Here is a 25,821-nt window from a genome sequence, read left to right as displayed (position 1 = left end):
GGGGATTGGTATGTCAGGCTTAAATCGTCGTTCATTTTTAAAAGCATCAATGGCCACAGCAGCCCTGGGGGCGCTGGCGTCTTGCGCCAGTAACGGGGCTGGTACCGGTTTTATACCCAAGGCAAAGGGTAAGTCGGTGATGGGGTTGGTGGTGCCGCCAATGCACGAGGTAAGAGTAGGCCTGATAGGTGTTGGTGAGCGCGGCTCAGGTTTTGTGCATCATTTCAGTAAAATTGCCGGTACCCGCATTACGGCTATTTGTGATCCGGACGCTAAAGTACTAAAACGCGCTAAAGACATTGTTAGCCGTTATGGCCGCGACACCCCGGCGTATTACAACAAGGGTGAATACGGCTACCGTGAGCTGTTAAGCCGCGATGATGTTGATATCGTCGTTATTGCTACCCCCTGGCAGTGGCACCACCCAATGGCAAAAGATGCCATGCTGGCCGGTAAACACGCCTTTGTTGAAGTGCCGATGGCACTGACGTTGGAAGAAATGTGGGATCTGGTTGATACCGCTGAAGCCACGCAACGCAATTGCATGATGATGGAAAACGTCAACTACGGCCGCGATGAATTGATGGTGCTGAATATGGTGCGCCAGGGCCTGTTTGGCGAACTGCTGCACGGTGAGGCTGCCTATATTCACGAATTACGCTGGCAGATGAAAGAAACCGAGCGTAAAACCGGGTCCTGGCGTACGCATTTTCATACCAAACTGAACGGTAATATGTACCCGACCCATGGTCTGGGGCCGGTTGCACAGTATATGAATATTAACCGTGGTGACCGCTTTGACTATTTAACTTCGGTCAGTTCGCCGGCGCTGGGCCGGCAAGCCTATGCTAAGCGTGAATTTGCCGCTGATCATCCGCGCAACCAGCTGAAATATATACATGGCGATATCAATACCAGCATTATTAAAACGCTGCAGGGCCGCAGCATTATGATCCAGCATGACACGACGACACCACGGCCGTACAGCCGGCACAATCTGATCCAGGGCACCAATGGCGTGTTTGCCGGTTTCCCTAATCGTATCGCGCTGGAGCAGGGCGGCAGTGGTAATTATCACCACTGGGACGAGGATATGACCAAGTGGTACGCAAAATATGACCACCCGTTATGGTTACGCATGGGTAAAGAAGCTGAAACAAACGGCGGCCATGGTGGCATGGATTTTTTAATGTGCTGGCGGATGATTTATTGTCTGCGCAACGCCGAGCCACTGGATCAGGATGTATACGACGGTGCAGCCTGGTCTGCGGTACTGCCGCTATCGGTAGCGTCGGTAGCCGATCGCAGTAATGCGAAAGATTTCCCTGATTTTACCCGTGGCGCCTGGCAAACCGGCAAACCACTGGGCATAGTGGGTTAAGGAGGCGCTGTGTCGGTGTTAAATTCATCTGCTGCGGCCGTGTCAGCGCTGCGCGCTGTGCTACAGGCCAACAAAGCCGGGGCGCAGCGGGGCATTTATTCGGTGTGTTCGGCCCAGCCGCTGGTGCTAAAAGCAGCCCTGCGCCGGGCGCGCACAGATAAATCACTATTGTTAGTTGAAGCCACTGCGAACCAGGTTAACCAGTATGGTGGTTATACCGGCATGCAACCGGCAGACTTTATCCGCTATGTGTCGGAATTGGCTGAAGCTGAAGGCGTCAGTGCGCAGCAGCTGATTTTCGGCGGCGACCATTTGGGCCCGGTAGTGTGGTGTAAACAAAGCAGTGCGGCGGCCATGGCGCAGGCCGAACAACTGATTGCGGCCTATGTGCAGGCCGGCTTTTGTAAAATTCATCTTGATACCAGTATGCGCTGCGCGGACGACCCGGCACAGCTAAGCGATGAGCTGATTGCGGCGCGCGCGGCGCGGCTGTGTCAGGTAGCCGAGCAACATTGTGCGCCGGGGCAACAACTGTGTTATGTCATTGGCACTGAAGTGCCGGCCCCTGGCGGTGTAACCGAGCTGGAACACGATTTAGCGCTGACGCCGGTGGCGGCGGTTGAGCAGACGTTACTAAGCCACCGCCAGGCGTTTTTAGCCGCCGGTCTGGCAGATGACGTCTGGCAAAAAGTGCTGGCGCTGGTGGTACAGCCGGGGGTGGAATTTGATAACAGCAAGCTGCAGTTATTTAACGCCGATGCTGCAGCAGCGCTAAGCGGTTATATTGCACAGCAGCCACAACTGGTATTTGAGGCGCATTCTACCGATTATCAGTTACCGGAAGGCTATACCGGCTTAGTGAGCGGCCACTTTGCTATTTTAAAGGTCGGGCCGCAACTGACCTTTGCGCTGCGCGAAGCACTGCTGGCCCTGGCACATATTGAAAGCCTGCTGTTGCCGGCGGCTGAGTGCTCTGGTTTAGCGGCACAGTGCACTGCGCTGATGCAGCAGCAACCCGGTTATTGGCAGAGCTTTTATACTGACAGTACCGAGCAGGGCTGGCAGCTGCTGTACAGCTTTAGTGATCGTATTCGTTATTACTGGCCACAAACTGCATTGCAACAGGCGGTTAGCCGCTTACTAAGCAATTTAAACCGGCCGTTACCACTGCCGTTACTCAGCCAGTATCTGCCGCTGCAGTATCAGGCAGTGTTACGTGGCAAGCTGGACAATAATGGCGAAGCCTTATTGCTGGATAAAATAGACCAGGTGCTGGCGCATTACGCCAATGCCTGTGGCATGACTAAGACACAAGGAGCTGACGCTGATGTTAGCCACTGATTTGCCGGATGCACAGCTATTAGCCGACCCGGCGCAATTAGATCGCGCTGGTGCTACCTGGACGGCGCGCGAAATTTGCCAGCAGCCACGCCTATGGCAACAACTGGCGCAGCAACACCGCAGTTTTGCAACTGAGCTAGCCAACTGGCTGGCTCCACTGCTGGCCCAGCCGCAGCTACGTATTATTTTTACCGGCGCCGGCACCTCGGCTTACATTGGTGAGGCGCTGGCAGCGCATATTCAGCAACAACTGCCGCTGGCCGGGCAACGGGCAGAAGCAATAAGCACCACTGATATCGTCAGTCATCCGCAGCTGTACTTAGGCAGTAAGCAGCCAACCTTGCTGGTGTCTTACGGCCGGTCGGGCAATAGCCCGGAAAGTGTTGCAGCGGTGCAGCTGGCTGACCAGTTGTTACCAGACTGCCGGCATCTGCTGATCAGCTGCAATGCGCAAGGCCAATTGGCGCAATATGCGCAGCAGCACCCAGCCAACAGCCTGCTGTATTTAATGCCGGATGCGGCGCATGACCAAAGCTTTGCCATGACCAGCAGTTTCAGCTGCATGTATCTGGCGACGCTACTGACGTTTGCACCCGAGCAACAGGCACTGAACGGCAGTATCGCACTGGCGCAGCAGATCCTGGATACACGGCTTGATCAGATCCGCGCCCAGGCTTTACAGCCTTGCCAGCGGATGGTGTTTTTAGGGGCCGGCCCGCTCAAAGCCATAGCGCAGGAAGCGGCACTAAAATATCTGGAACTGACAGCCGGCCAGGTGCTGAGCAGCTTTGAGACGCCGCTGGGGTTTCGCCATGGCCCGAAATCACTGGTAAGCAGCAGCACGCAAATTTTGTTATTGCAGTCGTCAGACCGCTACAGCCAGCAGTACGATCTGGATTTACTGCGTGAACTGCAACAGGATAACCAGGCGCTGGCGATAGATGTGCTGGCGCAGCAACAGCTGGCGGCGGGCACGGCACTGGCCGATGTCTGGCTGGGCTTACCCTTTGTACTCTGGTGTCAGGCGCTGGCGTTTTACAAAGCGTTGCAACTGAACGTATCACCGGATAACCCTTGCCCCGGCGGCCAGGTAAACCGTGTGGTGCAGGGTGTCAGGCTGTATCCTTTTACGGAGTAACTGATGCATTACGGCTTGGATATAGGTGGCACCAAAATCGCGCTGACGGTATTTGCTGCTGACATGCAGCCGCTGCAAAGCTGGCGGCTGGCAACGCCAACCAACGACTATGCCGGCTTTTTGCAGACAGTGGTGGCGCAGGTTGAGCAGGCCGATCAGTTGTACGGCAATGGAGGCACGGTAGGCATCGCCTTACCGGGGGTGATCCGCTCTGATGGCACGGTGTTATCCAGTAATGTGCCTTGCCTGACTAATCAGCCGGTGGCGGCGGCGCTGACACAGCGGTTGCAGCGCCCGGTCGCCATTGGCAATGACTGTCGCTGTTTTGCCTTGTCTGAGGCGCTGCTGGGGGCAGGTAAAGGCCGGCGGCGGGTATTCGGCGCTATTGTTGGTACCGGTGCCGGTGGAGGTTTTTGTCTGGATGGCCAGCTGTATCAGGGCGCGTCTATGCTGGCCGGCGAATTTGGCCATCAGGGGCTGGCGGCTGCAGTAGTGCAGCAGTTTGCTTTGCCGTTGTTCCGCTGTGGCTGCGGCCTGATCGGTTGTGCCGAGCCTTATGTCTCCGGTAGCGGCCTGGCCAGGTTATATCAGCATTTTAGTGGCCAGCCCCAAGTGGATACCTATCAATGGCTGGCCGCGTACCGCCAGGCAGAGCCGGCGGCGCTCGCTACCTTTGCCTGTTATATCAGCGCGCTGGGTAGTGTGATGGCGGCGCAGATTTTAACCTTAGACCCGGATATTATCGTGCTGGGGGGCGGTTTGTCAGATATTCCCGAGCTGCTGCAGGCATTACCCGATGCCACAGCGCAGCATTTATTCCACGGTGCCGCTTTACCGCAGTTTGCCCGGGCAGAATTTGGTGCTGGCAGTGGCGTACGCGGTGCGGCGCTGCTGGGCCGGGCCTTATTTACAGGACAACAATATGTCAGCTGAAGCTTTGTGTCTGTACGCTGCTACCGTGCTGCTGCATGGCGAATTACAACAACATAAATATCTGCTGCTGCAAGATGGCATTATCCGCAAAATCAGCGATCAGCCACCGCCAGGCGTGCCGCTGCAGCGTCTGACTAGCGGTGTGCTGCTGCCGGGCTTTATTGATACCCAGGTCAATGGTGGTGGCGGTGTGTTGTTTAATCAGCAGCCGACGCTGGCGGCATTGCAGCAAATGATGCAGGCACATGCCCGCTTTGGCACTACTGCCATGCTGCCGACGGTGATTACCGATGATATTGAGGTGATGCGCCGCGCTGCCGGTGCTGTGGCGCAGGCAATACAGCAGGCAGTGCCCGGAATTATCGGCATTCATTTTGAAGGGCCGCATTTATCCACGCCAAAACGTGGTTGCCATCCGCCGCAGTATTTACGCGCGCTGACTGACGCTGAACTGGCATTGTATCAGCGCACCGATCTGGGCGTACGGCTGCTGACGGTAGCGCCGGAATGTATCAGCCCGTCGCAGATCACTCAGCTGGTGCAAAGTGGTGTACTGGTTAGTCTGGGCCATTCCAATGCGACGGCAGACATTGTTATGGCGGCGTTGGATGCCGGCGCCAGCGGCTTTACCCATTTATATAACGGTATGTCGGCGTTAACGTCGCGCGAGCCGGGCATGGTGGGGTGTGCGCTGGCCGACAGCCGCGCTTACTGTGGCATTATTTTAGACGGCGAGCATCTGCACCCGCTGGCGGCGCGCATAGCGCTTAATGCCAAAGGCGCAACGCGGTTAATGCTGGTAACCGATGCGATGTCACCGGTGGGCACCGACGAGCACGAGTTTGCTTTTTTTGATGGCGTTGTGCGGCGCAGCGGTATGAAACTGACCAATGCCCAGGGCTCATTGGCGGGTTCTGTGCTGGATATGGCCAGTGCGGTGCACTATGCCGCCAGTGAACTGGGTGCCGGCCTGGCTGTCGCAGTGCAAATGGCCAGCAGCACGCCGGCGGCTTTTATTGGCCACTCGGCGCTGCGCGGTGCTATTGCCGAAGGCTTTAACGCCGATTTGGTCTGGTTAAATGACGACGGTACAGTACAGGCCTGCTGGATAGCCGGCCACTTACAATAAGCGCAACAGCGCAACATAAACGGGGAACACTGATGTCAGAACGTCTATCGGAACAAGCGCTACCTGAGCGCAGTAGCTTATTGCCTATGCTGCTGATTGGCATTTTGTTTTTTGTCTTTGGTTTTGTCACCTGGCTAAACGGTGCCTTGATCCCGTTTTTAAAAATAGCCTGTCAGCTCAATGAGTTTCAGGCATTGCTGGTCGCCTTTGTGTTTTACATTGCCTATTTTGTTATGGCGCTGCCAATGTCGTCTTTGCTGACGCGCTTTGGCTATAAAAACAGTATGGTGATTGGCCTGGCAGTGATGAGTGCCGGTGCGGTGTTATTTGTACCGGCGGCGTTAACGACGCAGTTCAGCCTGTTTTTACTGGCGTTATTTGTGCTGGGCACCGGGCTGACGATACTGCAAACCGCCACTAACCCTTACATTGTCTGCATTGGCCCGCGCGAAAGTGCCGCTATGCGTATCAGCTGTATGGGCATTGTTAACAAAGGGGCCGGCTTTATTGTGCCGCTGTTGTTCAGTGCCTGGATCCTGACCGGTATGGACGCATACAGCAATGAAGCACTGGCGCGGCTTAGCAGCGACGAATTACAGCTGATGCTGACAGAGTTATCGCAGCGGCTGATTACGCCTTATTTGCTGATGACGGCTGTGTTGCTGGGGTTGATGGCCTTTGTCTGGTGGTCGCCACTGCCTGAACTGCAACTGGAAGCGCAGACTGAAGTAAGCAGTAACTGGCGTGCAGTACTGCGTTATCCGCAGGTGATGCTGGGTATGCTGACGTTATTTTGTTATGTCGGTGTCGAAGTGATTGCCGGCGACACCATCGGCTTATTTGGCCAAGGGCTGGGTGTCAGTCATTTTGGCAGCCTGACGTCCTATACCATGGCCTTTATGGTGCTGGGCTATGTGCTGGGCATACTGCTGATCCCGCGCTGGCTGACGCAGCAACAAGCCTTGCTGTTATCTGCACTGAGCGGTATCGGCTTTACCTGCGGCGTGCTGCTAAGCCCGGCAGACAGCCTGCAGCTGTCGCAAATTGTTATTGGCTGGACAGGGGCGCCGGCAGTGCCGGACCCGGTGTTTTATCTGGCGTTACTGGGGCTGGCTAATGCGCTGGTGTGGCCGGCGGTCTGGCCGCTGGCGCTGCAGGGGCTGGGGCGGCTTACGGCTACCGCGTCCGCGTTGCTGATTATGGGTATTGCCGGTGGTGCCGTGTTACCGCTGTTGTACGGCTGGCTGGCCGAAAGCGGCGACAGCCAGCATGCCTATTGGTTGCTGCTGCCGTGCTATGGCATGATTTTGTTTTACGCCGTCAAAGGCCACAAGATCCAGCGGTAGTGCTAACCGGCGTTGCCACCCTGTGTCAGGCGCGCCGGGTCCAGCAGCTGCTCAAGCTCAGCGCGGCTGTAGTGGGTGTGTTCCAGTGCCACCTCCAGCACCGGCCGCTGTTGCTGATAAGCCTGCTTGGCGATCTCGGCGGCCTTGGCGTAGCCAATCAGCGGGTTAAGTGCGGTAACCAGGATTGGATTGCGTGCCAGGGCTTTGCTGATGTTATCTTGCCGCACCGTAAAGCCGCTGATGGCCTGATCGGCCAGCGCCGTGCAGCCATTGGCGAGTAATGCAATACTCTGCAGTAAATTATTGGCAATCAGCGGCAGCATCACATTCAGCTCAAAGTTACCCGACTGGCCGGCCAGCGTAATGCTGCTGTCGTTACCGATCACCTGAGCGCAAATCATCGCCAGCGCTTCCGGGATCACCGGGTTGACTTTGCCCGGCATAATAGACGAGCCGGGTTGCAATGCCGGCAGCTCTATTTCACCCAGGCCAGCCAGCGGACCTGAGTTCATCCAGCGTAAATCACTAGTTATTTTCATCAGGCTGACCGCCAGGGTTTTCAGTGCACCTGAAGTAGCAACCGCCGTGTCTTGCGAGCCGATAGCGCTGAAGAAATTGTCTGCCGGGCGAAATGCCAGGCCGGTGTTATCGCTCAGCTGCCGGCAAAACGCCGCGGCAAAGCCCGGATCGGCATTAATGCCACTGCCGACCGCTGTACCGCCTTGCGCCAGTGCCAGCAATTGCCGCTGTTGCTGTTGTATATGTTGTTCAGCTTGTGCGAGCTGGGCCTGCCAGCCAGCCAGCACCTGGCCAAAACTGACTGGCATGGCATCCATTAAATGAGTGCGGCCGGTTTTAACAATATGGCCAATTTGCTGGTTTTTGCTTTGCAGTATGCGTTGTAAATGCTGCAGTGCCGGCAATAATTGCTGCTGCAATGCGATAGCCGCACTGACATGGATAGCGCTGGGGATCGTATCGTTACTGCTTTGCCCCAGATTAACATGGTCATTCGGGTGCACACTGTGGCCAAGCTGGCGACTGGCAAGGGTCGCCAGTACTTCATTGACATTCATATTGCTACTGGTACCCGAGCCGGTTTGAAAAATATCCAATGGGTATTGTTGCATATCGGTGCTGGCCAACTGGGCATCGGCAGCCTGAGCGATAGCCTGACTGATATCTGCTTCCAGTAAACCCAATTGCAGGTTAGCGGCCGCAGCGGCTTTTTTTATATGTAACAGTGCGCGGATAAAATCTGCCGGCAGCGTCTGGCCACTTAGCTGAAAATTTTGCACGGCGCGTTGAGTTTGCGCCTGATACAGCGCCTGTGCCGGTACCTGCAATTCGCCCATGCTGTCGCGTTCGGTTCTGTAGTTCATACTGGCCCCTGTGATTTTGCCAAAGCCTGTTATTAGTTGTATGTGCTTTATGGCCAAATTACCAGCGCAGCAGTGCGACAAAACTGCGGTTAAACAGGCTGAAAATAAGGCAGCTCAAGGCTTGGCACTGCCGGCATCAATAGACTTTTTCAGCGGATAACGGTATAACTAGCGGCAATGAACAGCGACAAACTGAATTTTTGCCCTTCTGTGTTACAACAGCTGGATTTCATCTATGCTTAGCTAACTGCCCATGGATATCAATAACTTAAATAGGTAGTAGCAAAGGGGCTGTAATATAATCAGTCTGCTTTTTTAAAAAGGAAACGCGACAGCTATGACACTTCTGTGGATATTACTTCTGCCGCTGTTAGGAACTCTGGTTCCGCTGCTGACGGCCAAATGGAACCGCAGCGCCTGCGCACTGGCTACGGCTTTACCGCCGGCCTTTGCCCTGATGTTGTTAATGTATCACTCGTCGGCGTTACTGGCAGGCGAAACGCTGCAGTTTGTCCGGCAATGGGCCCCGGTGCTGGGGTTGCAGTTACATATCCGCATTGATGGCCTGGCCTTTTTATTTGCGCTTCTGATCCTCGGCATTGGCCTGCTGATTATTCTGTACGCCCGTTATTACCTGTCTGAGCGCGATTCGATGGCGCGTTTTTATGCCTATCTGATGCTGTTTATGACCGCGATGCTGGGCATAGTGTTGTCCGGCAATTTGCTGCAGCTTTGGCTGTTTTGGGAGCTGACCAGTGTCAGCTCGTTTTTGCTGATCAGTTTCTGGTGGCACAAAAGCGAAGCCCGTCGCGGTGCGCGGATGGCTCTGACCGTTACCGGTGCCGGTGGTTTGGCGTTGCTGGCAGCATTTTTGCTGACCGGGCAAATTGTCGGCAGTTATGAGCTGGACCAGGTGCTGGCCAGTGCAGAGCTGATCCAACAGCACAGCTTGTATCCGCTGTTGTTAGTGCTGTTTTTGCTTGGCTGTTTTACCAAGTCGGCGCAGTTTCCGTTTCATTTCTGGCTACCAAATGCGATGGCAGCGCCTACGCCGGTAAGTGCTTACTTACATTCGGCAACCATGGTAAAAGCCGGCATCTTTTTGCTGGCGCGGTTTTATCCGGCGTTGTCCGGCACCGAACTCTGGTTTGTGCTGGTCAGTGTCACCGGCCTGGCAACCTTACTAATTGGCGCCTATCTGGCGCTGTTTAAACACGACTTAAAAGGCTTGCTGGCATATTCCACCATTAGCCATTTGGGCCTGATTACCTTGCTGTTTGGTATGGGCACTGATTTGGCTGCGGTAGCCGGCGTGTTTCATATTATTAACCACGCTACCTTTAAAGCATCATTATTTATGGCCGCCGGCATTATTGACCATGAGTCGGGCTCGCGCGATATGCGCAAACTGAATGGTTTGTGGCAGTTTATGCCGATCACCGCTACGCTGGCGATGGTGGCCGCGGCGGCAATGGCCGGGGTGCCGTTGCTCAACGGCTTCTTATCCAAAGAAATGTTTTTTGCCGAAACGCTGCACCAGCATCTGCTTGGTTCGATATCCTGGGTAATACCGGTGCTGGCAACGGTGGCGGCAGTGTTTTCTGTCGCGTATTCGATGCGCTTTATTCATGATGTATTTTTTAATGGCCAGCCAAAAGGCCTGACCAAGACACCGCATGAACCGCCGCGCTATATGCGGGTGCCGGTAGAGGTGCTGGTGGCGCTGTGTATTCTGGTGGGTATTTTCCCTGGCTATCTGATAGGCGATTTATTGCATGCTGCCTCGCTGGCGGTATTGGCTGGTGAAGTGCCAGAGTACAGCCTGTCAATCTGGCACGGTTTAAACCTGCCATTGCTAATGAGTGTGCTGGCGCTGGCCGGCGGCACCTTGATTTATGTCAACCGTAAACACTTGTTTGACTTCCAGAATACCTTGCCGGAAATGGATGCGCTAAACAGCTTTGAGCGGCTGGTAAAGCAGTTTGCCGCCCGTTGCGCCAGGTTATACGGTTTTATTGATAACGGCTCTTTGCAGCGTTATATGACCCTGGTATTGCTGAGCTTTGTGATACTTGCCGGTACGCCGCTGACTAATCTTGCGGTGTTATGGGGCGGTAGAGAAGAATTGCCACTTGATGCGGTTAACGTTACCGGGGCGCTAATGCTGCTGATCGCAGCTTTTGCCACTGTGGTTTGGCACCGCAAACGCGTGGTTGCCTTGTTAATGATCTCAGTAGTAGGGCTGATGGTTTCTATTGCCTTTACCCGCTTTTCCGCGCCGGATCTGGCGCTTACCCAGCTGTCGGTCGAAGTGGTTACCATTATTTTGTTGATGCTGGCGCTGTTTTTTCTGCCGCATAAAACGCCAAAGCAATCTGAAGCGTCACGTGTGGTGCGTGATGTCAGCATAGCCGGCATGGTTGGCGTGGTGATTGGCAGCCTGAGCTATGCCCTGATGACCCGGCCGTTAAGTTCGATTTCGGATTTCTTTATCGCCAATGCCAAAACCGGAGGCGGCGGTACTAATGTGGTGAACGTGATCCTGGTCGATTTCCGTGGCTTTGATACGCTAGGCGAAATTACCGTACTGGGTATTGCCTCGTTGGGGATCTTTAAATTGCTGACGCGGATCCCGCTGTTTAAACCCAGCAGTGACGGCGATGGCCGGCCCTGGGCACTGGAGCGGCATTCTTTATTACTGTCTACCGTGTCGCAAAGCCTGCTGCCACTGGCTGTGATGGTATCAATATATATCTTTTTCCGAGGCCACAATTTACCCGGAGGTGGTTTTATTGCCGGCCTGGTTACCGCGGTCGCCATTATTTTGCAATATATTGCCCAGGGCGTAGATTGGGTGAAAGCGCGGATGAATGTTGAATATCAGCGGGTTGTCGCGGTTGGCTTGTTAATCGCTCTGCTAACCGGCGCCGCCAGCTGGCTGTTTAACCGGCCGTTTTTAACCTCCTGGTTCGACTATTTTGATGTGCCCGTGCTGGGCAAGCTTGAGCTGGCCAGTGCTATAGCCTTTGATTTGGGGGTTTATGTCACAGTAGTGGGCTCGACGTTACTGATCCTGGCGAGTCTGGGTAAGATGACCACCTCGCACCGGCCGGTACATAAGGAGACGATTTAATGGAAACGCTGGTTGCCTGTTGTATTGGTTTTCTGACCGCGTGCGGCATTTTTCTGATGTTGCGAGGCCGCACCTTTCCGGTAATGCTGGGGCTGACGATGCTGTCTTATGCGGTAAATTTATTTATTTTTACCTCGGGCCGTTTAACGCTGCGCGGTGCTGCCGTGCTGGGCACCAGTGAGCATTATGCTGACCCTTTGCCTCAAGCGCTGGTGTTAACCGCCATTGTAATTGGTTTTGCCATGACGGCGTTTCTGGTGATTTTGGCTATCCGGGCAAGGGCCGATCTGGGCAATGATCATGTCGACGGTAAGCTACCCGATGCAGACAGCTTTAAGAAGGAGAGTCGTTGATGTGGCATCTTATTACGGCACCAATACTGCTGCCGATGCTAACGGCCATCATAATAATGTTACCGCCGGTACACTATTCGCCAATGCGCCGGCGCTGGATCAGCATGATATCCAGCGCTATTCAGCTCGTTCTGGCGGTGGTGCTGTTAATGCAGGTGCAGCAACAAGGCTTATTGCACTATGCCATAGGTAACTGGCAGGCCCCGTTTGGCATTATTCTGGTCGCTGATACATTGTCGGTGGTACTGGTGTGCTTAACGTCTTTTCTGGCGTTGGGGGCGATTTGTTACGGTAGCGCCGGTGAGGACGAAAAAGGCTCGTTCTTTCACCCGTTATTTCAGTTTCAGTTGATGGGCATTAACGGTGCCTTCTTAACCGGTGATTTATTTAACCTGTTTGTGTTTTTTGAAGTACTGCTGATAGCGTCATACGCCCTGTTAATTCATGCCGGCGGTAAAAACAAAACTAAAGCTGCTGTGCATTATGTAGTGTTAAATCTGACTGGTTCAGCCATCTTTTTGTTTGCGCTGGCAGTACTGTACGGCACCTTAGGTACGCTGAATATAGCGGATATGGCGCTGAAAGTGGCGGCCTTGCCAGAGCAGGACCTGATGCTGGTGAAATCCGGCGGCCTAATGTTAATGATAGTGTTTGCCTTAAAAGCGGCGGTATTACCGCTGCAATTCTGGTTGCCGGCGACCTATGCCTCGGCGTCGGCACCCGTGGCGGCATTGTTTGCGGTGATGACAAAAATTGGCGTATACGCGCTACTGCGGGTTTATACCACGATTTTTGGTGATACAGCCGGTGAGCTCAGCGGTATTGCCGATAACTGGCTATTGATAGCCGGCCTGGCGACGATAGCGCTGGGTGCTGTTGGTGTGCTGGCCAGCCCGGATTTTCGCCGTTTAGTTGCCAATCTGGTGCTGGTATCGGTCGGTACTCTGGTCGCGCTGGTAGCACTTAATACCCCGCAGTCTGCGGCGGCGGCACTGTATTACACTGTGCACTCTACGCTGGTTACCGGCGCCTTGTTTTTAGTGGCCGACCTGATAGCCAGTCAGCGCGGTAAAGCGGCCGACCGGCTGGTATCAGGACGGCGTGTCGCGCAACCGGTGTTACTGGGTGTGATGTTTATGCTGGCTGCACTGAGTGTGGCAGGCCTGCCGCCTATGTCTGGCTTTATCGGCAAGCTGATGTTGCTGCAAGCTGTACAGCAACCTTTGCAACAAATGTGGATTTGGAGTCTGGTGTTGCTTAGCAGTCTGATGGTTATAGTGGGCTTATCCCGTGCCGGCAGTAGTTTGTTCTGGCGGGTAAGTGGTAATGATTGCGGCACAGAAAAGGCCGAGCCGTTGCAAATATTTGCCGTGTGCTGGCTACTGGCAGCCAGCCCGTTACTGGTTATTTTTGCCGGCCCGTTAACAGAGCTGGCACAACAGGCGGCAGTGCAGCTGCATGATGTCAGCTCGGCGGTGAACCTTATTATTGCGCCAGCTAACACAGGGAGTGCACCATGAGACTAACGCCAAAGTTTCGCTGGTTACCGACACCTTATCGCAGTGTTTTGCTGTTTGTGGTTTGGTTATTGTTGAACCAAAGCGTAGAAGCGGTACATCTGTTTTTTGGTGCTCTGTTGGCGGTAGTTATACCGTTACTGACGTTGCGCTTTCGTGATCCGCAACCGCTGATTGAGCGGCCGGTACTGGCACTGCGCTACATTTTGCGGGTGTTTGGCGACATCATTACCGCTAATGCGCAGGTGGCAGTGTTGATCCTGGGGCCAAAGCGCCGGCTTAACCCTGCCTTTGTCCGGGTGCCACTCGATTTAAACCATGAATTACCCATAACTATTCTGGCCAGCACCGTATCGATGACACCGGGCACGGTAAGTGCGGAGGTGTATCCGGCATTGGAAAGCCTGGCTGAAGGCGAACCGATGCCGCAACGCTGGTTGCTGATCCATGTATTGAATCTGACTGACGAGGCTGAGTTGATTAATTCAATTAAACAGCGTTATGAGGCGCCGCTGAAGGAGATATTCCAATGCTAGATAAGGTGATAATGGCGGTATTTGTGATGATCAGTATCGCCTTGCTGCTAAACCTGTGGCGACTGCTGCGCGGCCCCAGCCTGCCGGATCGTATTTTGGCGCTGGATACCATGTACATTAACAGCATAGCGCTGATTATTTTATACGGCCTGTTGATGGGGTCGCCCTTGTATTTTGAAGCGGCTTTGCTGATCGCGATGTTGGGCTTTGTCAGTACCGTAGCTGTGTGTAAGTTTTTGTTACGCGGCGATATTATCGAGTAGGAGGCTAAGATGCAGCATTGGATTGAGTGGGCGGTAGCGTTTTTTCTGTTGTTGGGTGGCAGCTTTGTGCTGATAGGTTCTATTGGCTTAACCCGGATGCCGGATTTTTTTATGCGCCTGCATGGCCCGACTAAAGCTACCACGCTGGGTATGGGTGGCATACTGCTGGGGTCAATTTTCTATTTTAGTTTAAGCGGTGGCGTCAGTGTGCATGAGCTATTGATTACTATTTTCTTACTGATCACGGCACCCATAAGCGCGCATATGCTGATAAAAACTGCCTTGCATCATAAGCTGAAAAGCATTGATAAAACCCTTGGCCGGGACAATATAGCTGCTGACAAGCGCAAACAGGCCAGGCCGGAACCGTTACCCTGACTGCGGCTGCTCTTCGTCAAAGCCGTTGCGGATCAGTGTAGCGACGGCTTGCAGAGCCTGCTCGCCATCGTCGCCCTCAGTAATAACTTGCAGCGTTTTACCTTTGCTGCTTGCCAGCATTAACAGCGCCAAAACACTGCTGGCGTCTGCGGTTTTACCTTCCTGATGCAATTCAATGCGGGCGTTAAACTGCTGACACAGCTGTGCCAGTTTCGTTGCTGCCCGGGCATGTAATCCCAGCTGGTTGACGATGGTTACATCAGTGCAGTATTTCATGCTGAGTTAGCTCTTTTGATGATGCCGGGCCAGCTCGCGGTGGCGCAGCTGCACGTCTTCACGTGTATTGCGGTAACTCTCGGCCAGGCTCTCAACCATATAGACAGAGCGGTGCTGGCCACCGGTGCAGCCGATGGCGATAGTCAGGTAACTGCGGTTATTGCGCTCCAAATGCGGTAACCAGCTGCTGATAAAGCTGTTGATATGCCAAATGTATTTGGCAACTACCGGCTGTGCGGCCAGATAGTCTTTTACCGGTTGGTCCAGGCCACTAAGCGGTTTTAAATCCGGTTCCCAGTGTGGGTTAGGTAAAAAGCGGGCGTCAAACACAAAGTCGGCATCTTTGGGGATGCCATATTTAAAGCCAAAAGATTCGAATAATATCACCAGCCGGCCGCTTTTTTGGCCCAGGATGCGTTCGCGCAGCTGCTCGGCCAGTTGGTGCACGTTTAAATCTGTGGTGTCGATATACAGATCTGCGCGGCTGGAGATGGGGTCCAGTAGTTGTTGCTCGCGCGATATGGCTTCGTCCAGTGACATAGCCTGGTGTGACAGCGGATGCAGACGCCGGGTTTCGCTAAAGCGTTTAATTAAACTGGCGTGATCGGCGTCCAGATATAATATTGTCAGCTCAAGTTTGCGTGGCAGATAAGACAGAATTTCGGCCAGTTCATCAGGATCTTGTGGCAGGTTACGCACATCAATGCTTACGGCGACACGCTCATACTGCCCCATCACGGTGGTAGCCAGAGTCGGCAGCAAGTTGACCGGAATATTGTCAACACAGTAGTAGCCGAGGTCTTCCATTACCCTTAAGGCAACAGATTTGCCGGAGCCGGAGCGACCACTGACTACCAGTAATTTCATGTGCTGCTGTCCATAGTGCTGTAATCCAGTAGTAATTGGTATAACTGCTGGTTAGTTTCGGCGTGGCGGATTTTTTTGGTCAACTCTTTCTGGCTAAGTAGCCGGGCAATAGCGGCCAACGTACTCAGGTGCGCCTGACACTGCTGTTCCGGAATTAAAATAGCGCAGAAGATATCCACCGGCTGGTTGTCGATAGCGTCAAACGGAATAGTTTCTTTACTGACAACAAATACCAGTTTCGGCTCGGTTACATTTTTCAGCTTGCCGTGCGGTATAGCGATACCGCCACCGATCCCGGTTGACCCCAGCTTTTCGCGGGTCGTCAAGGCCTCTAATATGCTGTACTCGGCAATATCAGGTAATTGCTGGTGCGCCAGTTCGGCTATATATTCCAGTATGCGTTTTTTGCTGTTAAAAAGAACTGCACTTTTAGTGCAGTTCTCGGCAAGCATTGAGCTTAAATTCATCATGGCCAAATCAGTGTCGGGAAATTTTCTCTTTATGCTTGATTACCTGGCGATCCAGTTTATCAATCAGCTGGTCAATCGCAGCATACATATTTTCATCTTCAGAGACTGCAAATACTTCGCCGCCATTCAAATGCAGCTTGGCCTCAGCAATCTGCTTTAATTTTTCCACGTTTAGGATCACATGTACATTATTTATATGATCGAAATGCCGTTCCAGTTTGGCAAATTTGCTGTCAACGTATTCTCTTAAGGCTGTGGTAATTTCAACATGGCGACCGGTAAGATTGATTTGCATAGACATATTCCTTCTTTTAGGCTTATTTACAGCAAGGTCTTGCGTTGATTTGACGGCGGTATAAACAGGGATTCGCGGTACTTGGCAATAGTACGCCGCGCTACGTTGATACCTTGCTCCAGCAGAATGTCGGCCATTTTGCTGTCACTGAGCGGTTTGGCCGGATTCTCCGCCGCCACTAATTTCTTGATAAAGGCCCTTATTGCGGTAGACGAGCATTCGCCACCACTTTCTGTACTAACGTGACTGGAAAAAAAGAACTTAAGTTCAAAAATACCCCTGGGTGTATGCATATATTTTTGCGTTGTTACCCTGGAAATGGTTGATTCATGCATGCCAACCATCTCGGCTACGTCATTCAGCACCATAGGTTTCATGGCCTCTTCACCATGTTCAAAAAAAGCTTGCTGCTGTTGCACGATGCAGTTGGTTACTTTTAACAGGGTTTCGTTGCGGCTCTCCAGACTCTTTAAAAACCATTTTGCCTCCTGCAAATGAGAACGGATAAACTGGCTGTCAGCACTGCTTTTAGCCGTGCGTGACATTGCCGCATATTGTTGGTTTATCCGCACTTTGGGCATGGCGTCCGGGTTTAACTCGACCTGCCAGCGGCCTTTTACTTTCATTACGCTGACATCTGGGATCACGTACTGCTGCTCTTCCCGGATCACATCAGCGCCGGGGCGCGGATTCAGTGAATGAATAAGCCGCATCACTTCTTTCAGCTCATCCTCTTTCAGTTTAGTCACCCGCATTAAAGAACGAAAGTCGCGGTTAGCTAAAAGTTCTGTGTGATCGCGGATCAGGCTTTGCGCGGCAGCTAAAAATGGCGTGTCAGGGCTAAACTGGCGTAATTGTACTAACAGGCACTCCTGCACAGAGCGGGCACCAACGCCTACCGGATCAAACAGTTGGATGCGTTTGATGACGGCTTCTACTTCGTCAGCTTCAACATCAACCAGGCCCAGTGATTCAAGAATTTCCTCGCAGCTGATGGTAAGCAGACCATTGTCATCTATCGCTTCAATAATAATTTCTGCAATAGCGCGGTCGGTTTCTGAAAAAGGTGTCAGCTGCATCTGCCAACGCAGATAGTCACGCAGGGTTTCACTGGTTTCGCCCTGATACAGGCTATCGTCATCGCCGGCTGCATTACCGGCGCTGACTGGCGCTGCACTGACTAAATCATCCCAGTTGTTGTCCAGCGGCAGATCTTCGCTGATATTCTGCTCAGACATCGATTCACTGGTATCGGGCTCTGCCGGCTCGGCTTGATCATCAGAGCGACTGTCAGCCTGGTTGTCCGTAGTGTCGTGCTGTAATTCTGCGGCGCTCGCTGGTTCAGCATCAAAGCTGTCGTACTCATCTTCAGCTTCCAGCAAAGGGTTCGCATCCAGCGCTTCCTGAATTTCCTGTTGCAATTCTATGGTCGACAACTGTAACAGGCGGATTGCCTGCTGCAGCTGGGGTGTCATAGTAAGTTGCTGTCCTAAGCGAAGTTGCAAAGAGGGCTTCATCTACTTCTACTGTGCTCCTGATTTAGCGCGGGCAGGTTTTTGCTAACTATAGCCTGAATTGCTCGCCAAGGTATACATCCCTTACTTTCTGATTTGCCAGAACTTCCTGTGGGGCACCGGAAGCTATCAGCTCCCCATGGCTAACAATGTAGGCTATTTCGCAGACATCAAGGGTTTCGCGGACATTATGGTCGGTAATGAGCACACCAATGCCGCGTTGGCACAGATGCTGAATTATTTTTTTTATGTCGAGTACCGAGATCGGATCGACACCGGCGAAAGGCTCATCCAGTAGAATAAACGCCGGGTTGGCGGCCAGCGCGCGGGCAATTTCAACGCGCCGGCGTTCACCACCTGACAGGCTCATGCCGAGGCTGTATTTTATGTGGCCAATATGAAACTCTTCTAACAGATCGTCAGCGATTTCTTCGCGTCTGGTACGGCTTAAATCTTTGCGGGTCTGTAATATCGCCAGTAAATTTTCATGCACGGTAAGTTTGCGGAAAATTGAGCTTTCCTGCGGCAGATAGCCGATACCCTGGCGCGCCCGCGCGTGTATCGGGTCGAAAGTGATATCCTGATTGTTTAGCGTGATCTGGCCCTTGTCGCTTGGCACCAGGCCGACAATCATGTAGAAAGTGGTGGTTTTACCTGCACCGTTAGGGCCTAAAAGCCCAACGATTTGCCCGGCGTTGACTTCCAGACTGACATCTTTAACAACTTGCCGGCCTTTGTAGCTTTTGGCCAGGTGCGAGGCGACTAACTTCATGGTTGTTTGTCTTCCTCAGGTGTAATAATGGTGGTGACCCGTCGCGAACTGTCGCTGACAGCATTAATTTCCTGGGTTTCTACATTGTATTTTATCGCTGAGGCTTTAACCACGCTGCCACTTTGCGCCAGTTCAGCATCGCCGTTCAGCATCAGAGTGCGGTTGGCCGGTTCGTAGCGCATTTCACTGGCGAAGGCATTAACGACTTTGCCGTCTTCCAGCTGTTGGCTGTATTTCACCGGGCTGCCGCTGACAGTGTATACTTCTTTGCCTTTACCTGCACTGATGTCTATTTCCAGCGCATCGGCATGTATACGAATTGCACCCTGCGTGATAATGACATTCTCACTGTATGTCGCCACATTGCCTTTTTGTGATAATAAGTTGTCCGCACTTATTTCGATTTGCTTTGCGAAGTCCGGGGCAGCTATTGCAGCAGATTGAAGCATTAACGCCAGCAGCGCATATAGAAATTTATTGTTCATTTATGTATACCGTTTCATGGTGTTGCAACAATTTAAATGAGCGATTGATTAAATCAGCATTAATTCCGATGCCTTTAATTTCAAAGCCTTTTCCTGAAATTAATACCGGCAGGTTATTTTGCAACCGGTTGTCCGGGAATAACATTTCCAGACTCTCTGTTTCTAAGCTGTCAAACAGCTGCTCCTGCGATAAACTTTTAATCCGCACTTGTTGTTCGAGGATAACTTTGTCCTGCACAAACCAGACGGCATACTCACTGCTGGCCTGCCAGTCGGGCTGATGTTGTTCGTTATACAGGGTATACACCGGCTTTTCAAATTGCATAAAACCAAGCTGTTCAAAATGCTCCAGCCGCTGCGCACTGACGACATCAGCCTGATAACCGTCAGTGTTGTAGAGCCGCCGGGTAATATTGAGTGCGATGTAATCGGGTAGCAGTTCCTGATCGGTTTGCAGCGCCGCTTCGTCATTTTGCGGGTTAAACCACAGATAGCCTGCAATGCTAGCCAGCAATAACACCACGGGTAACAGAAGTTTTCTCATGTGCTGCTTCCATCAAACAGGCCAAATTGCTGTTGGCTTATCAGCAATAGATCGCATAACTCTCTGACGGCACCGTATCCGCCTGGCAAGCTGGTTATGTAGCCAGCCTGGCGCACCAGGTAGGGGTGGGCATCTTTCACTGCGACAGCTAAGCCACAATGTTGCATAACTGCCCAATCTGCCAGGTCATCGCCGATATAGGCAACGTCTTTGGCATTAAGTTGCAGTTTGACTAACAGTTCGTTAAAGGCCGCAACTTTGTTTTCCTGCCCCTGATAGATGTGGCTTACCGTTAGCGCTGTCATGCGTTTTTGTACTATGGCAGAGCGCCGGCCGGTTATTACCGCTACTTCTATGCCGGCTTGCCGTATGGCTTTAATACCGTAGCCATCACGGGTGTGAAATGCTTTTAGCTCTTCGCCATTGTTGCCAAGGTAAATGCGACCATCGGAAAATACCCCGTCAATATCGCAAATTAGCAGCCGTATGCGGCTGGCGCTTTGCAACACTTCGTCTGACACGGTTTGATACAGTTGGTTAAACAATGACATTTACAGTACTCCGGCACGCAGCAGGTCGTGCATGTTCATTGCACCAACCGGCTGGTTATTGTCATCGACAATAATCAGGCCATTAATTTTTTTCTGCTGCATGATCTGCAGTGCTTCGGCGGCTAACATTTGGCCATGTGCCGTGATGCAATTGCGCGTCATGACTTCGGCAATGCTGTTGCTGTGAATATCAAAACGTTGATCCAGGATGCGACGCAGATCGCCATCGGTAAAAATACCGCTTAGTGCGCCACTGTCGTCTACCACTGCGGTCATGCCAAGGCCTTTTTTTGATATTTCCAGCAGGGCATCTTTAATGCTGGCAAGCTGGTTTATCACCGGTACCTGTTCATCACGATGCATCACATCATCAAGCCGTAACAGTAGTTTACGGCCCAGGCTGCCGCCAGGGTGCGACAGGGCAAAATCTTCCGCGGAGAAGCCGCGGGCTTCAAGCAATGCAACGGCAACAGCGTCGCCCATCGCCAGTGTAGCGGTAGTGCTGGCGGTCGGTGCCAGGCCAAGTGGGCAGGCTTCCTGCTCAACTTTAACGCAAAGGTGGGCATCAGCCAGCTTGGCCAGCGTTGAAGCGGGATTACCGGTCATGCTTATTAACTTAATGCCTAACCGTTTAATTAACGGCACTATTGTTAAGACTTCAGCGGTTTCGCCAGAATTAGAAATGGCGATAACAACATCGTCTACCGACAACATGCCCAGATCACCATGGCTGGCTTCACCAGGATGAACAAAAAATGCCGGTGTGCCGGTTGATGCCAACGTGGCAGCAATTTTACTGCCGATGTGGCCGGACTTACCCATACCGGTGACAATGGTTTTGCCTTTGCTGGCAAAAATTAACTGGCAAGCCAGATTGAAGTCATCGTTCAGGTATTGCGCCAGTTGTGCGACGGCAGTGGCTTCTATTTTTAGCACTTCTGCGGCACGTAAGCGAAAATCAACCATTGTATCGTCCTTAACTGCTTAAACTGTAACCGACTGAAATAACAGGTATTGATAGCCGACAAAGCCGGCTAGCAGCAAGGCACCTTCGTATCGGTTTATCCGTTGCACCCGTCCCAGACGCGCTGACATTAACAACATCAGTACGGTAGCGCCAAGCATAACGTAGATATCCCGCCCTGCGGCTGCCGGATCGAGCATTCCCGGGCCAATTACGGCACCTAAACCCAGCACTGCCAGAATATTAAAGATATTTGAGCCAATAATATTACCCAATGCTAAATCGTCTTCGCCTTTAATAATGCCTATCACACTGGCTGCAAGCTCCGGCAGACTGGTACCGATAGCGATAATCGTCAGGCCAATAATTAAATCACTGACACCGGCAATGCGGGCTATGGTAATAGCGCCATGTACCAGTAACTGCGAACTGGCCAGTAGCAGTATCAGCCCTGTCACCAGCCACAATATACTCCGGGCTTTAGAGGTCGGCTGCGGCATTTCAGCGTCAATTTCGGCGATTAGCGGATCATTGTTGTCAGTGTGCCGGGCCAGATAGATTAGCAACACAATAAAGCCAGCGAAGGCAGCAAGTAAAATTATGCCTTCAGTGCGGGTTAAGCTGCTGTCTGAGATAAACCAGGCACCGAGCAGGCTAAAAACAATCAGTAACGGGTATTCGCGTTTAAGCGTAATAGAAGAAACGGCAATGGGTTTAAGCAGGGCTGCTGCACCTATAACCAGTAAGACATTGATAATATTTGATCCCAGGGCATTGCCAACTGAGGTATCAATATAACCCTGCCAGGCGGCGCTGGACGAGACCAGCATTTCTGGCGCAGAAGAGCCCATAGCCACTATTGTAAGCCCGACAATCATTGGCGAAATGCCAAGAGTACGGGCTAAAGAGGAAGCGCCATAGACGAAACGATCTGCGCTCCAAATAAGCAGGATCAGACCAACGATAACAAAAATGCCAGCTAATAGCAGAGGGGACAAGGCTAAAATCCTCGTAAGCCAATTGAAAACAGGCGTATTTTCCTGCTTATCGCCAACAATTGCAAAAAAAGCTGCGTTTTTACCCTTCGTCTGATTTTTTGCACAGTTTGTTACGATTTTTTGTAACGACTTTAGTCGCTCAGGCGTTTACAATAAAACAACTTTGTCGCTGGCGCATTGAAAACATACAAGGTTGTATGTATATTGCGCGGGAAATCAGGCAACGCCAGCTAACAGGCGGAGAATGGAAATTTGACAGATATATTAGTGGATATTCAGCACCTGACGTTTAAACGCGGCGACAGAACCATTTACCGCGACCTGAATATGCAGTTTCAACGCGGTAAAGTGACGGCCATTATGGGCCCGAGTGGCATAGGTAAAACGACCTTGCTGCGCTTAATAGGCGGACAGCTTAAACCGGATCAGGGACATATTTTTGTTGCCGGACAGGATGTGCCGGCGTTGTCACGTTCGGCACTTTATCAGTTGCGTAAACGGATGAGCATGTTATTTCAAAGCGGCGCACTGTTTACCGAGATGTCGGTATTCGACAATGTGGCATTTCCGATCCGCGAGCATACCAGGTTACCTGAGTCTTTAATTCGTCTGATTGTATTAATGAAACTCGAAGCGGTGGGTTTGCGGGGGGCCCGTGATTTAATGCCGGCCGAGTTGTCAGGTGGCATGGCTCGGCGTGCTGCCCTGGCCCGCGCCATAGCGCTGGACCCTGAACTGATAATGTATGACGAGCCTTTTGCCGGACAGGATCCGATATCAATGGGCGTGATTGTCCGTTTGATTCGTTCTTTGAACAATGCCTTGGGTCTCACTTCAGTAGTGGTGTCGCATGATGTTACCGAGGTGATGAGCATTGCCGATTACGTCTATGTTGTGGCAGAGCAAACTGTAATAGGCCAGGGTACGCCAGACGAGTTACGGGCCAGCCCTTCACCTTTGGTGCAACAATTTCTGCAAGGTGAGGCCGATGGTGCTGTGCCGTTTCATTTTAAAGCGGCGCCTTATGCCGAAGAACTGATGGAGCTGGTACCGTGATAACGGATAAATTGCAAAAACTCGGTGCAACAACCATCAGTACCGTTACTGGCTTTGGCCGTGCCGGTATTATGTTATTTGGTGCCCTGCTCGGAAAACCCGACCTGCGCCGCGGCTTACCCTTATTGATCAAGCAGCTGTATGTTGTCGGGGTGATGTCGTTATTGATAATTCTGGTGTCAGGCTTATTTATCGGCATGGTACTGGCGTTACAAGGCTATACCGTGCTGGTGAAATTTGGCGCTGAACAAATGCTCGGCCCGCTGGTCGCACTTAGCCTGTTACGTGAATTAGGGCCTGTCGTGACCGCCTTATTATTTGCCGGCCGGGCCGGCAGTGCTTTGACGGCGGAAATTGGTTTGATGAAAGCCACAGAGCAATTGTCCAGTATGGAGATGATGGCAGTTGACCCGTTGCGTCGTATTATTGCACCGCGATTTTGGGCCGGCGTAATCAGCATGCCGTTGCTGGCATTGATATTTACCGCCGTTGGTATTTTAGGCGGACACCTGGTGGGGGTTGACTGGCTGGGTGTTGACGGTGGCGGCTACTGGTCGGCGATGCAAGCCAATGTTGACCTGTATGAAGATGTAATAAATGGTGTCATTAAGAGTGCAGTATTTGCACTGATCGTGATTTGGATTGCTCTGCATAAGGGCTATGATGCGGTACCGACATCTGAAGGCATCAGCACAGCGACCACACAAACTGTGGTGACTGCATCATTGGCCGTATTGGGCTTTGACTTTGTTTTAACAGCATTAATGTTTGGTGGATAATATGACCACGCGGAAAATTGAAATATTGGTTGGCGCTTTTATCGTTTTGGCTGTGGCAGCATTTTTGATGTTGTCGCTAAAAGTAGCCAATAGTGGCCTGGGGGGCGGCAGTGAAACTTATCAGTTGCATGCCAAATTTGAAAATATAGGTGGTTTAAAAGTGCGCTCGCCAGTGAAAGTGGGCGGTGTAGTAGTTGGGCGGGTAACGGCTATAGCGCTTGATACAACGTACTATACGCCGATAGTCACGTTAGAAATAAACAAGAATTACAATAACTTCCCGGAAACCAGCAGCCTGGCAATTCTAACTTCTGGTCTATTAGGTGAGCAGTATCTGGGATTACAGCCGGGTTTTATCGATGAGACCGTTGATATTCTGGCGAATGGTGACTACATCGAAGACACGAAGTCGGCTCTGGTACTGGAAGAGTTGATTGGCCAATTCTTATTTAACCGTGGAAACTGATAAATGAAATTCTATGCCATGCTATTGTCAGCCGTAATGGCTGTAAGTTCTGTAACGGCGCAAGCAGCGGATACGCCAACTTATAGTGATCCCTATAAAATGATGGAAGTAGTGGCGGATAATACTTTTAGCCGCATTGCCCGTGATCAGCAAAAAATTGTCGCCGACCCGGAAGTATTACGGCAAATTGTTAACGAAGAACTCGTGCCTTACATTGACAGCCGCTATGCCGCTTTGCGTGTCATTGGTACCAGTGCAGATTTAAAGAATACGCCACGTGAGGAATTGTTGGCCTTTGTCGATGCGTTTCAGAGTTATATGATCTCAACTTACGCCGGTGTATTTACGCAATACAGCGATCAAAAGGTGATTATCGAACCTGCCCGGGCGATAGATAATCAGAAAATTATTACCATAAAAACCCGTGTGATTGACCCGGGTAAGCCTGACATTAATATTGAATTTAAGCTGCGCCGTGGCCGTGACAGTGAAAACTGGCTGGTGTTTGATATGGTGGCAGAAGGTATCTCTTTGCTGGACAGTAAACGTGCGGAATTTGGTAACCTGATCCGCCAACAGGGTCTGAATAATGTTACCCAGATCCTGCTGGAAAAAGCTAAGGCACCTATTTCTAAGCCGGAGGCGCAGTGACGGTAACGCTGCAGATTGAACGCCAGGCAGACAGTTTGCGTTTTACCGGTACTTTAAACCGTGATACGTTAATGCTGTATTCACCCTTTGCGTTATTAAATGCTGGCTCTGGCGCTTTGCAGTTTGACTTAGCGGCGCTGGAGAACATCGACACCGCCGGGCTTGCCTGGCTGTTGCAGCAATTGGCTGCGGCAAAACAGCAAGGTTTGACAATAGCGCTATGTAATGTGCCAAAACAACTGTTATCATTGGCCGATGTTACTGCGGTCAGGCCGCTTTTACCGATTAGCGATTAAGGTTTCA

The 25,821-nt window shown here is 52.0% G+C and carries 29 protein-coding genes; 17 read left to right on the top strand and 12 right to left on the bottom strand.

Translation table 11 applies throughout. The annotated features are described in order from the left end of the window. The first annotated feature begins 10 nt into the window (after nucleotides 1-10). Genes MN202_RS16690 through MN202_RS16665 form a run of 6 tightly spaced genes read left to right on the top strand, consistent with a single transcriptional unit; the run spans nucleotide 11 to nucleotide 7,268 of the window. Nucleotides 11-1,381 carry a Gfo/Idh/MocA family oxidoreductase gene (locus MN202_RS16690; protein ID WP_335737275.1) on the top strand — a complete coding sequence of 457 codons (1,371 nt, stop codon included), beginning with the start codon at nucleotides 11-13 and terminating at the stop codon, nucleotides 1,379-1,381. A gap of 9 nt (nucleotides 1,382-1,390) precedes the next feature. Continuing rightward, complete coding sequence (locus tag MN202_RS16685) at nucleotides 1,391-2,722, top strand: class II D-tagatose-bisphosphate aldolase, non-catalytic subunit (protein WP_335737274.1); 1,332 nt, start codon at nucleotides 1,391-1,393, stop codon at nucleotides 2,720-2,722. Continuing rightward, nucleotides 2,709-3,860 (top strand): SIS domain-containing protein, encoded by a 1,152-nt coding sequence (locus tag MN202_RS16680; protein WP_335737273.1) that lies wholly within the window; start codon nucleotides 2,709-2,711, stop codon nucleotides 3,858-3,860. The genes MN202_RS16685 and MN202_RS16680 overlap by 14 nt, the downstream gene beginning before the upstream one ends. A gap of 3 nt (nucleotides 3,861-3,863) precedes the next feature. Beyond that, on the top strand, nucleotides 3,864-4,793 hold the full coding sequence (locus MN202_RS16675; RefSeq protein WP_335737272.1) for an ROK family protein: 930 nt from the start codon (nucleotides 3,864-3,866) through the stop codon (nucleotides 4,791-4,793). Then, a complete protein-coding gene (nagA, locus tag MN202_RS16670; protein WP_335737271.1) occupies nucleotides 4,783-5,922 on the top strand; it encodes an N-acetylglucosamine-6-phosphate deacetylase in 1,140 nt (379 codons plus the stop codon). The genes MN202_RS16675 and nagA overlap by 11 nt, the downstream gene beginning before the upstream one ends. A 32-nt stretch (nucleotides 5,923-5,954) precedes the next feature. Continuing rightward, nucleotides 5,955-7,268, top strand: a complete 1,314-nt coding sequence (locus MN202_RS16665) for a sugar MFS transporter (protein ID WP_335737270.1) — start codon at nucleotides 5,955-5,957, stop codon at nucleotides 7,266-7,268. 2 nt (nucleotides 7,269-7,270) lie between these two features. On the opposite strand, the gene MN202_RS16660 is transcribed toward MN202_RS16665, so the two are convergent. Continuing rightward, complete coding sequence (locus MN202_RS16660; protein WP_335737269.1) at nucleotides 7,271-8,650, bottom strand: class II fumarate hydratase; 1,380 nt, start codon at nucleotides 8,648-8,650, stop codon at nucleotides 7,271-7,273. A gap of 337 nt (nucleotides 8,651-8,987) precedes the next feature. On the opposite strand from MN202_RS16660, the gene MN202_RS16655 reads away from it, so the two are divergent. The 6 genes from MN202_RS16655 to MN202_RS16630 are packed head-to-tail and all read left to right on the top strand — an operon-like array spanning nucleotide 8,988 to nucleotide 14,830. Then, nucleotides 8,988-11,783, top strand: coding sequence for a monovalent cation/H+ antiporter subunit A (locus MN202_RS16655; protein ID WP_335737268.1), 2,796 nt, complete (start codon nucleotides 8,988-8,990; stop codon nucleotides 11,781-11,783). Then, nucleotides 11,783-12,136 carry a Na+/H+ antiporter subunit C gene (locus MN202_RS16650; protein ID WP_335737267.1) on the top strand — a complete coding sequence of 118 codons (354 nt, stop codon included), beginning with the start codon at nucleotides 11,783-11,785 and terminating at the stop codon, nucleotides 12,134-12,136. The genes MN202_RS16655 and MN202_RS16650 overlap by 1 nt, the downstream gene beginning before the upstream one ends. Next, nucleotides 12,136-13,656: a monovalent cation/H+ antiporter subunit D gene (locus MN202_RS16645; RefSeq protein WP_335737266.1), complete on the top strand. Its 1,521-nt coding sequence runs from the start codon at nucleotides 12,136-12,138 to the stop codon at nucleotides 13,654-13,656. Before MN202_RS16650 ends, MN202_RS16645 begins: the two co-directional genes overlap by 1 nt. Beyond that, nucleotides 13,653-14,189, top strand: a complete 537-nt coding sequence (locus MN202_RS16640) for a Na+/H+ antiporter subunit E (protein WP_335737265.1) — start codon at nucleotides 13,653-13,655, stop codon at nucleotides 14,187-14,189. The genes MN202_RS16645 and MN202_RS16640 overlap by 4 nt, the downstream gene beginning before the upstream one ends. Next, entirely contained in the window at nucleotides 14,183-14,452 is a 270-nt protein-coding gene (locus MN202_RS16635; protein WP_335737264.1) for a K+/H+ antiporter subunit F, read from the top strand. The genes MN202_RS16640 and MN202_RS16635 overlap by 7 nt, the downstream gene beginning before the upstream one ends. Nucleotides 14,453-14,461: 9 nt before the next feature. After that, the gene (locus MN202_RS16630; RefSeq protein WP_335737263.1) at nucleotides 14,462-14,830 is read left to right on the top strand and encodes a Na+/H+ antiporter subunit G; all 369 of its coding nucleotides are present in this window, start codon (nucleotides 14,462-14,464) and stop codon (nucleotides 14,828-14,830) included. Here MN202_RS16630 and MN202_RS16625 read toward each other — a convergent pair. From MN202_RS16625 to MN202_RS16575, 11 genes are read right to left on the bottom strand one after another with little or no spacing between them, the layout of a single operon-like run. Next, nucleotides 14,822-15,106: an HPr family phosphocarrier protein gene (locus MN202_RS16625; protein WP_335737262.1), complete on the bottom strand. Its 285-nt coding sequence runs from the start codon at nucleotides 15,104-15,106 to the stop codon at nucleotides 14,822-14,824. The two genes, MN202_RS16630 and MN202_RS16625, sit on opposite strands and share 9 nt — an antisense overlap. A gap of 6 nt (nucleotides 15,107-15,112) precedes the next feature. Beyond that, nucleotides 15,113-15,973, bottom strand: a complete 861-nt coding sequence (gene rapZ, locus MN202_RS16620; protein WP_335737261.1) for an RNase adapter RapZ — start codon at nucleotides 15,971-15,973, stop codon at nucleotides 15,113-15,115. After that, nucleotides 15,970-16,443, bottom strand: a complete 474-nt coding sequence (ptsN, locus tag MN202_RS16615) for a PTS IIA-like nitrogen regulatory protein PtsN (protein WP_335737260.1) — start codon at nucleotides 16,441-16,443, stop codon at nucleotides 15,970-15,972. Before ptsN ends, rapZ begins: the two co-directional genes overlap by 4 nt. A gap of 7 nt (nucleotides 16,444-16,450) precedes the next feature. Continuing rightward, complete coding sequence (hpf, locus tag MN202_RS16610) at nucleotides 16,451-16,738, bottom strand: ribosome hibernation promoting factor (RefSeq protein WP_335737259.1); 288 nt, start codon at nucleotides 16,736-16,738, stop codon at nucleotides 16,451-16,453. 26 nt (nucleotides 16,739-16,764) lie between these two features. Next, complete coding sequence (locus MN202_RS16605) at nucleotides 16,765-18,255, bottom strand: RNA polymerase factor sigma-54 (protein ID WP_335737258.1); 1,491 nt, start codon at nucleotides 18,253-18,255, stop codon at nucleotides 16,765-16,767. A 46-nt stretch (nucleotides 18,256-18,301) separates the two neighbouring features. Further along, nucleotides 18,302-19,024, bottom strand: a complete 723-nt coding sequence (gene lptB / locus MN202_RS16600; RefSeq protein WP_335737257.1) for an LPS export ABC transporter ATP-binding protein — start codon at nucleotides 19,022-19,024, stop codon at nucleotides 18,302-18,304. After that, nucleotides 19,021-19,509 carry a lipopolysaccharide transport periplasmic protein LptA gene (lptA, locus tag MN202_RS16595; protein WP_335737256.1) on the bottom strand — a complete coding sequence of 163 codons (489 nt, stop codon included), beginning with the start codon at nucleotides 19,507-19,509 and terminating at the stop codon, nucleotides 19,021-19,023. The genes lptB and lptA overlap by 4 nt, the downstream gene beginning before the upstream one ends. Next, entirely contained in the window at nucleotides 19,499-20,053 is a 555-nt protein-coding gene (gene lptC, locus MN202_RS16590) for an LPS export ABC transporter periplasmic protein LptC (protein ID WP_335737255.1), read from the bottom strand. The genes lptA and lptC overlap by 11 nt, the downstream gene beginning before the upstream one ends. Then, nucleotides 20,050-20,604 carry a 3-deoxy-manno-octulosonate-8-phosphatase KdsC gene (gene kdsC / locus MN202_RS16585; RefSeq protein WP_335737254.1) on the bottom strand — a complete coding sequence of 185 codons (555 nt, stop codon included), beginning with the start codon at nucleotides 20,602-20,604 and terminating at the stop codon, nucleotides 20,050-20,052. The genes lptC and kdsC overlap by 4 nt, the downstream gene beginning before the upstream one ends. Continuing rightward, nucleotides 20,605-21,570, bottom strand: a complete 966-nt coding sequence (locus MN202_RS16580) for a KpsF/GutQ family sugar-phosphate isomerase (RefSeq protein WP_335737253.1) — start codon at nucleotides 21,568-21,570, stop codon at nucleotides 20,605-20,607. It lies immediately after the preceding gene. A gap of 18 nt (nucleotides 21,571-21,588) precedes the next feature. Then, a complete protein-coding gene (locus MN202_RS16575; protein ID WP_335737252.1) occupies nucleotides 21,589-22,566 on the bottom strand; it encodes a calcium/sodium antiporter in 978 nt (325 codons plus the stop codon). Between the two features lie 252 nt (nucleotides 22,567-22,818). Here MN202_RS16575 and MN202_RS16570 point away from each other — a divergent pair, with 252 nt between their 5' ends. The 5 genes from MN202_RS16570 to MN202_RS16550 are packed head-to-tail and all read left to right on the top strand — an operon-like array spanning nucleotide 22,819 to nucleotide 25,814. Next, nucleotides 22,819-23,622 (top strand): ATP-binding cassette domain-containing protein, encoded by an 804-nt coding sequence (locus MN202_RS16570; RefSeq protein ID WP_335737251.1) that lies wholly within the window; start codon nucleotides 22,819-22,821, stop codon nucleotides 23,620-23,622. After that, entirely contained in the window at nucleotides 23,622-24,401 is a 780-nt protein-coding gene (mlaE, locus tag MN202_RS16565) for a lipid asymmetry maintenance ABC transporter permease subunit MlaE (RefSeq protein WP_418334637.1), read from the top strand. The genes MN202_RS16570 and mlaE overlap by 1 nt, the downstream gene beginning before the upstream one ends. 1 nt (nucleotide 24,402) lies before the next feature. Then, nucleotides 24,403-24,867: an outer membrane lipid asymmetry maintenance protein MlaD gene (gene mlaD / locus MN202_RS16560; protein WP_335737249.1), complete on the top strand. Its 465-nt coding sequence runs from the start codon at nucleotides 24,403-24,405 to the stop codon at nucleotides 24,865-24,867. A gap of 3 nt (nucleotides 24,868-24,870) precedes the next feature. Continuing rightward, entirely contained in the window at nucleotides 24,871-25,518 is a 648-nt protein-coding gene (locus MN202_RS16555; RefSeq protein ID WP_335737248.1) for an MlaC/ttg2D family ABC transporter substrate-binding protein, read from the top strand. Continuing rightward, nucleotides 25,515-25,814 (top strand): STAS domain-containing protein, encoded by a 300-nt coding sequence (locus MN202_RS16550; protein ID WP_335737247.1) that lies wholly within the window; start codon nucleotides 25,515-25,517, stop codon nucleotides 25,812-25,814. The genes MN202_RS16555 and MN202_RS16550 overlap by 4 nt, the downstream gene beginning before the upstream one ends. The last annotated feature ends 7 nt before the right edge of the window (nucleotides 25,815-25,821 follow it).

This window comes from Rheinheimera muenzenbergensis (genome assembly GCF_036984005.1).
GTDB classification, from domain to species: Bacteria; Pseudomonadota; Gammaproteobacteria; order Enterobacterales; family Alteromonadaceae; genus Alishewanella; species Alishewanella muenzenbergensis.
This window is presented reverse-complemented; position numbering and strand designations above follow the sequence as displayed.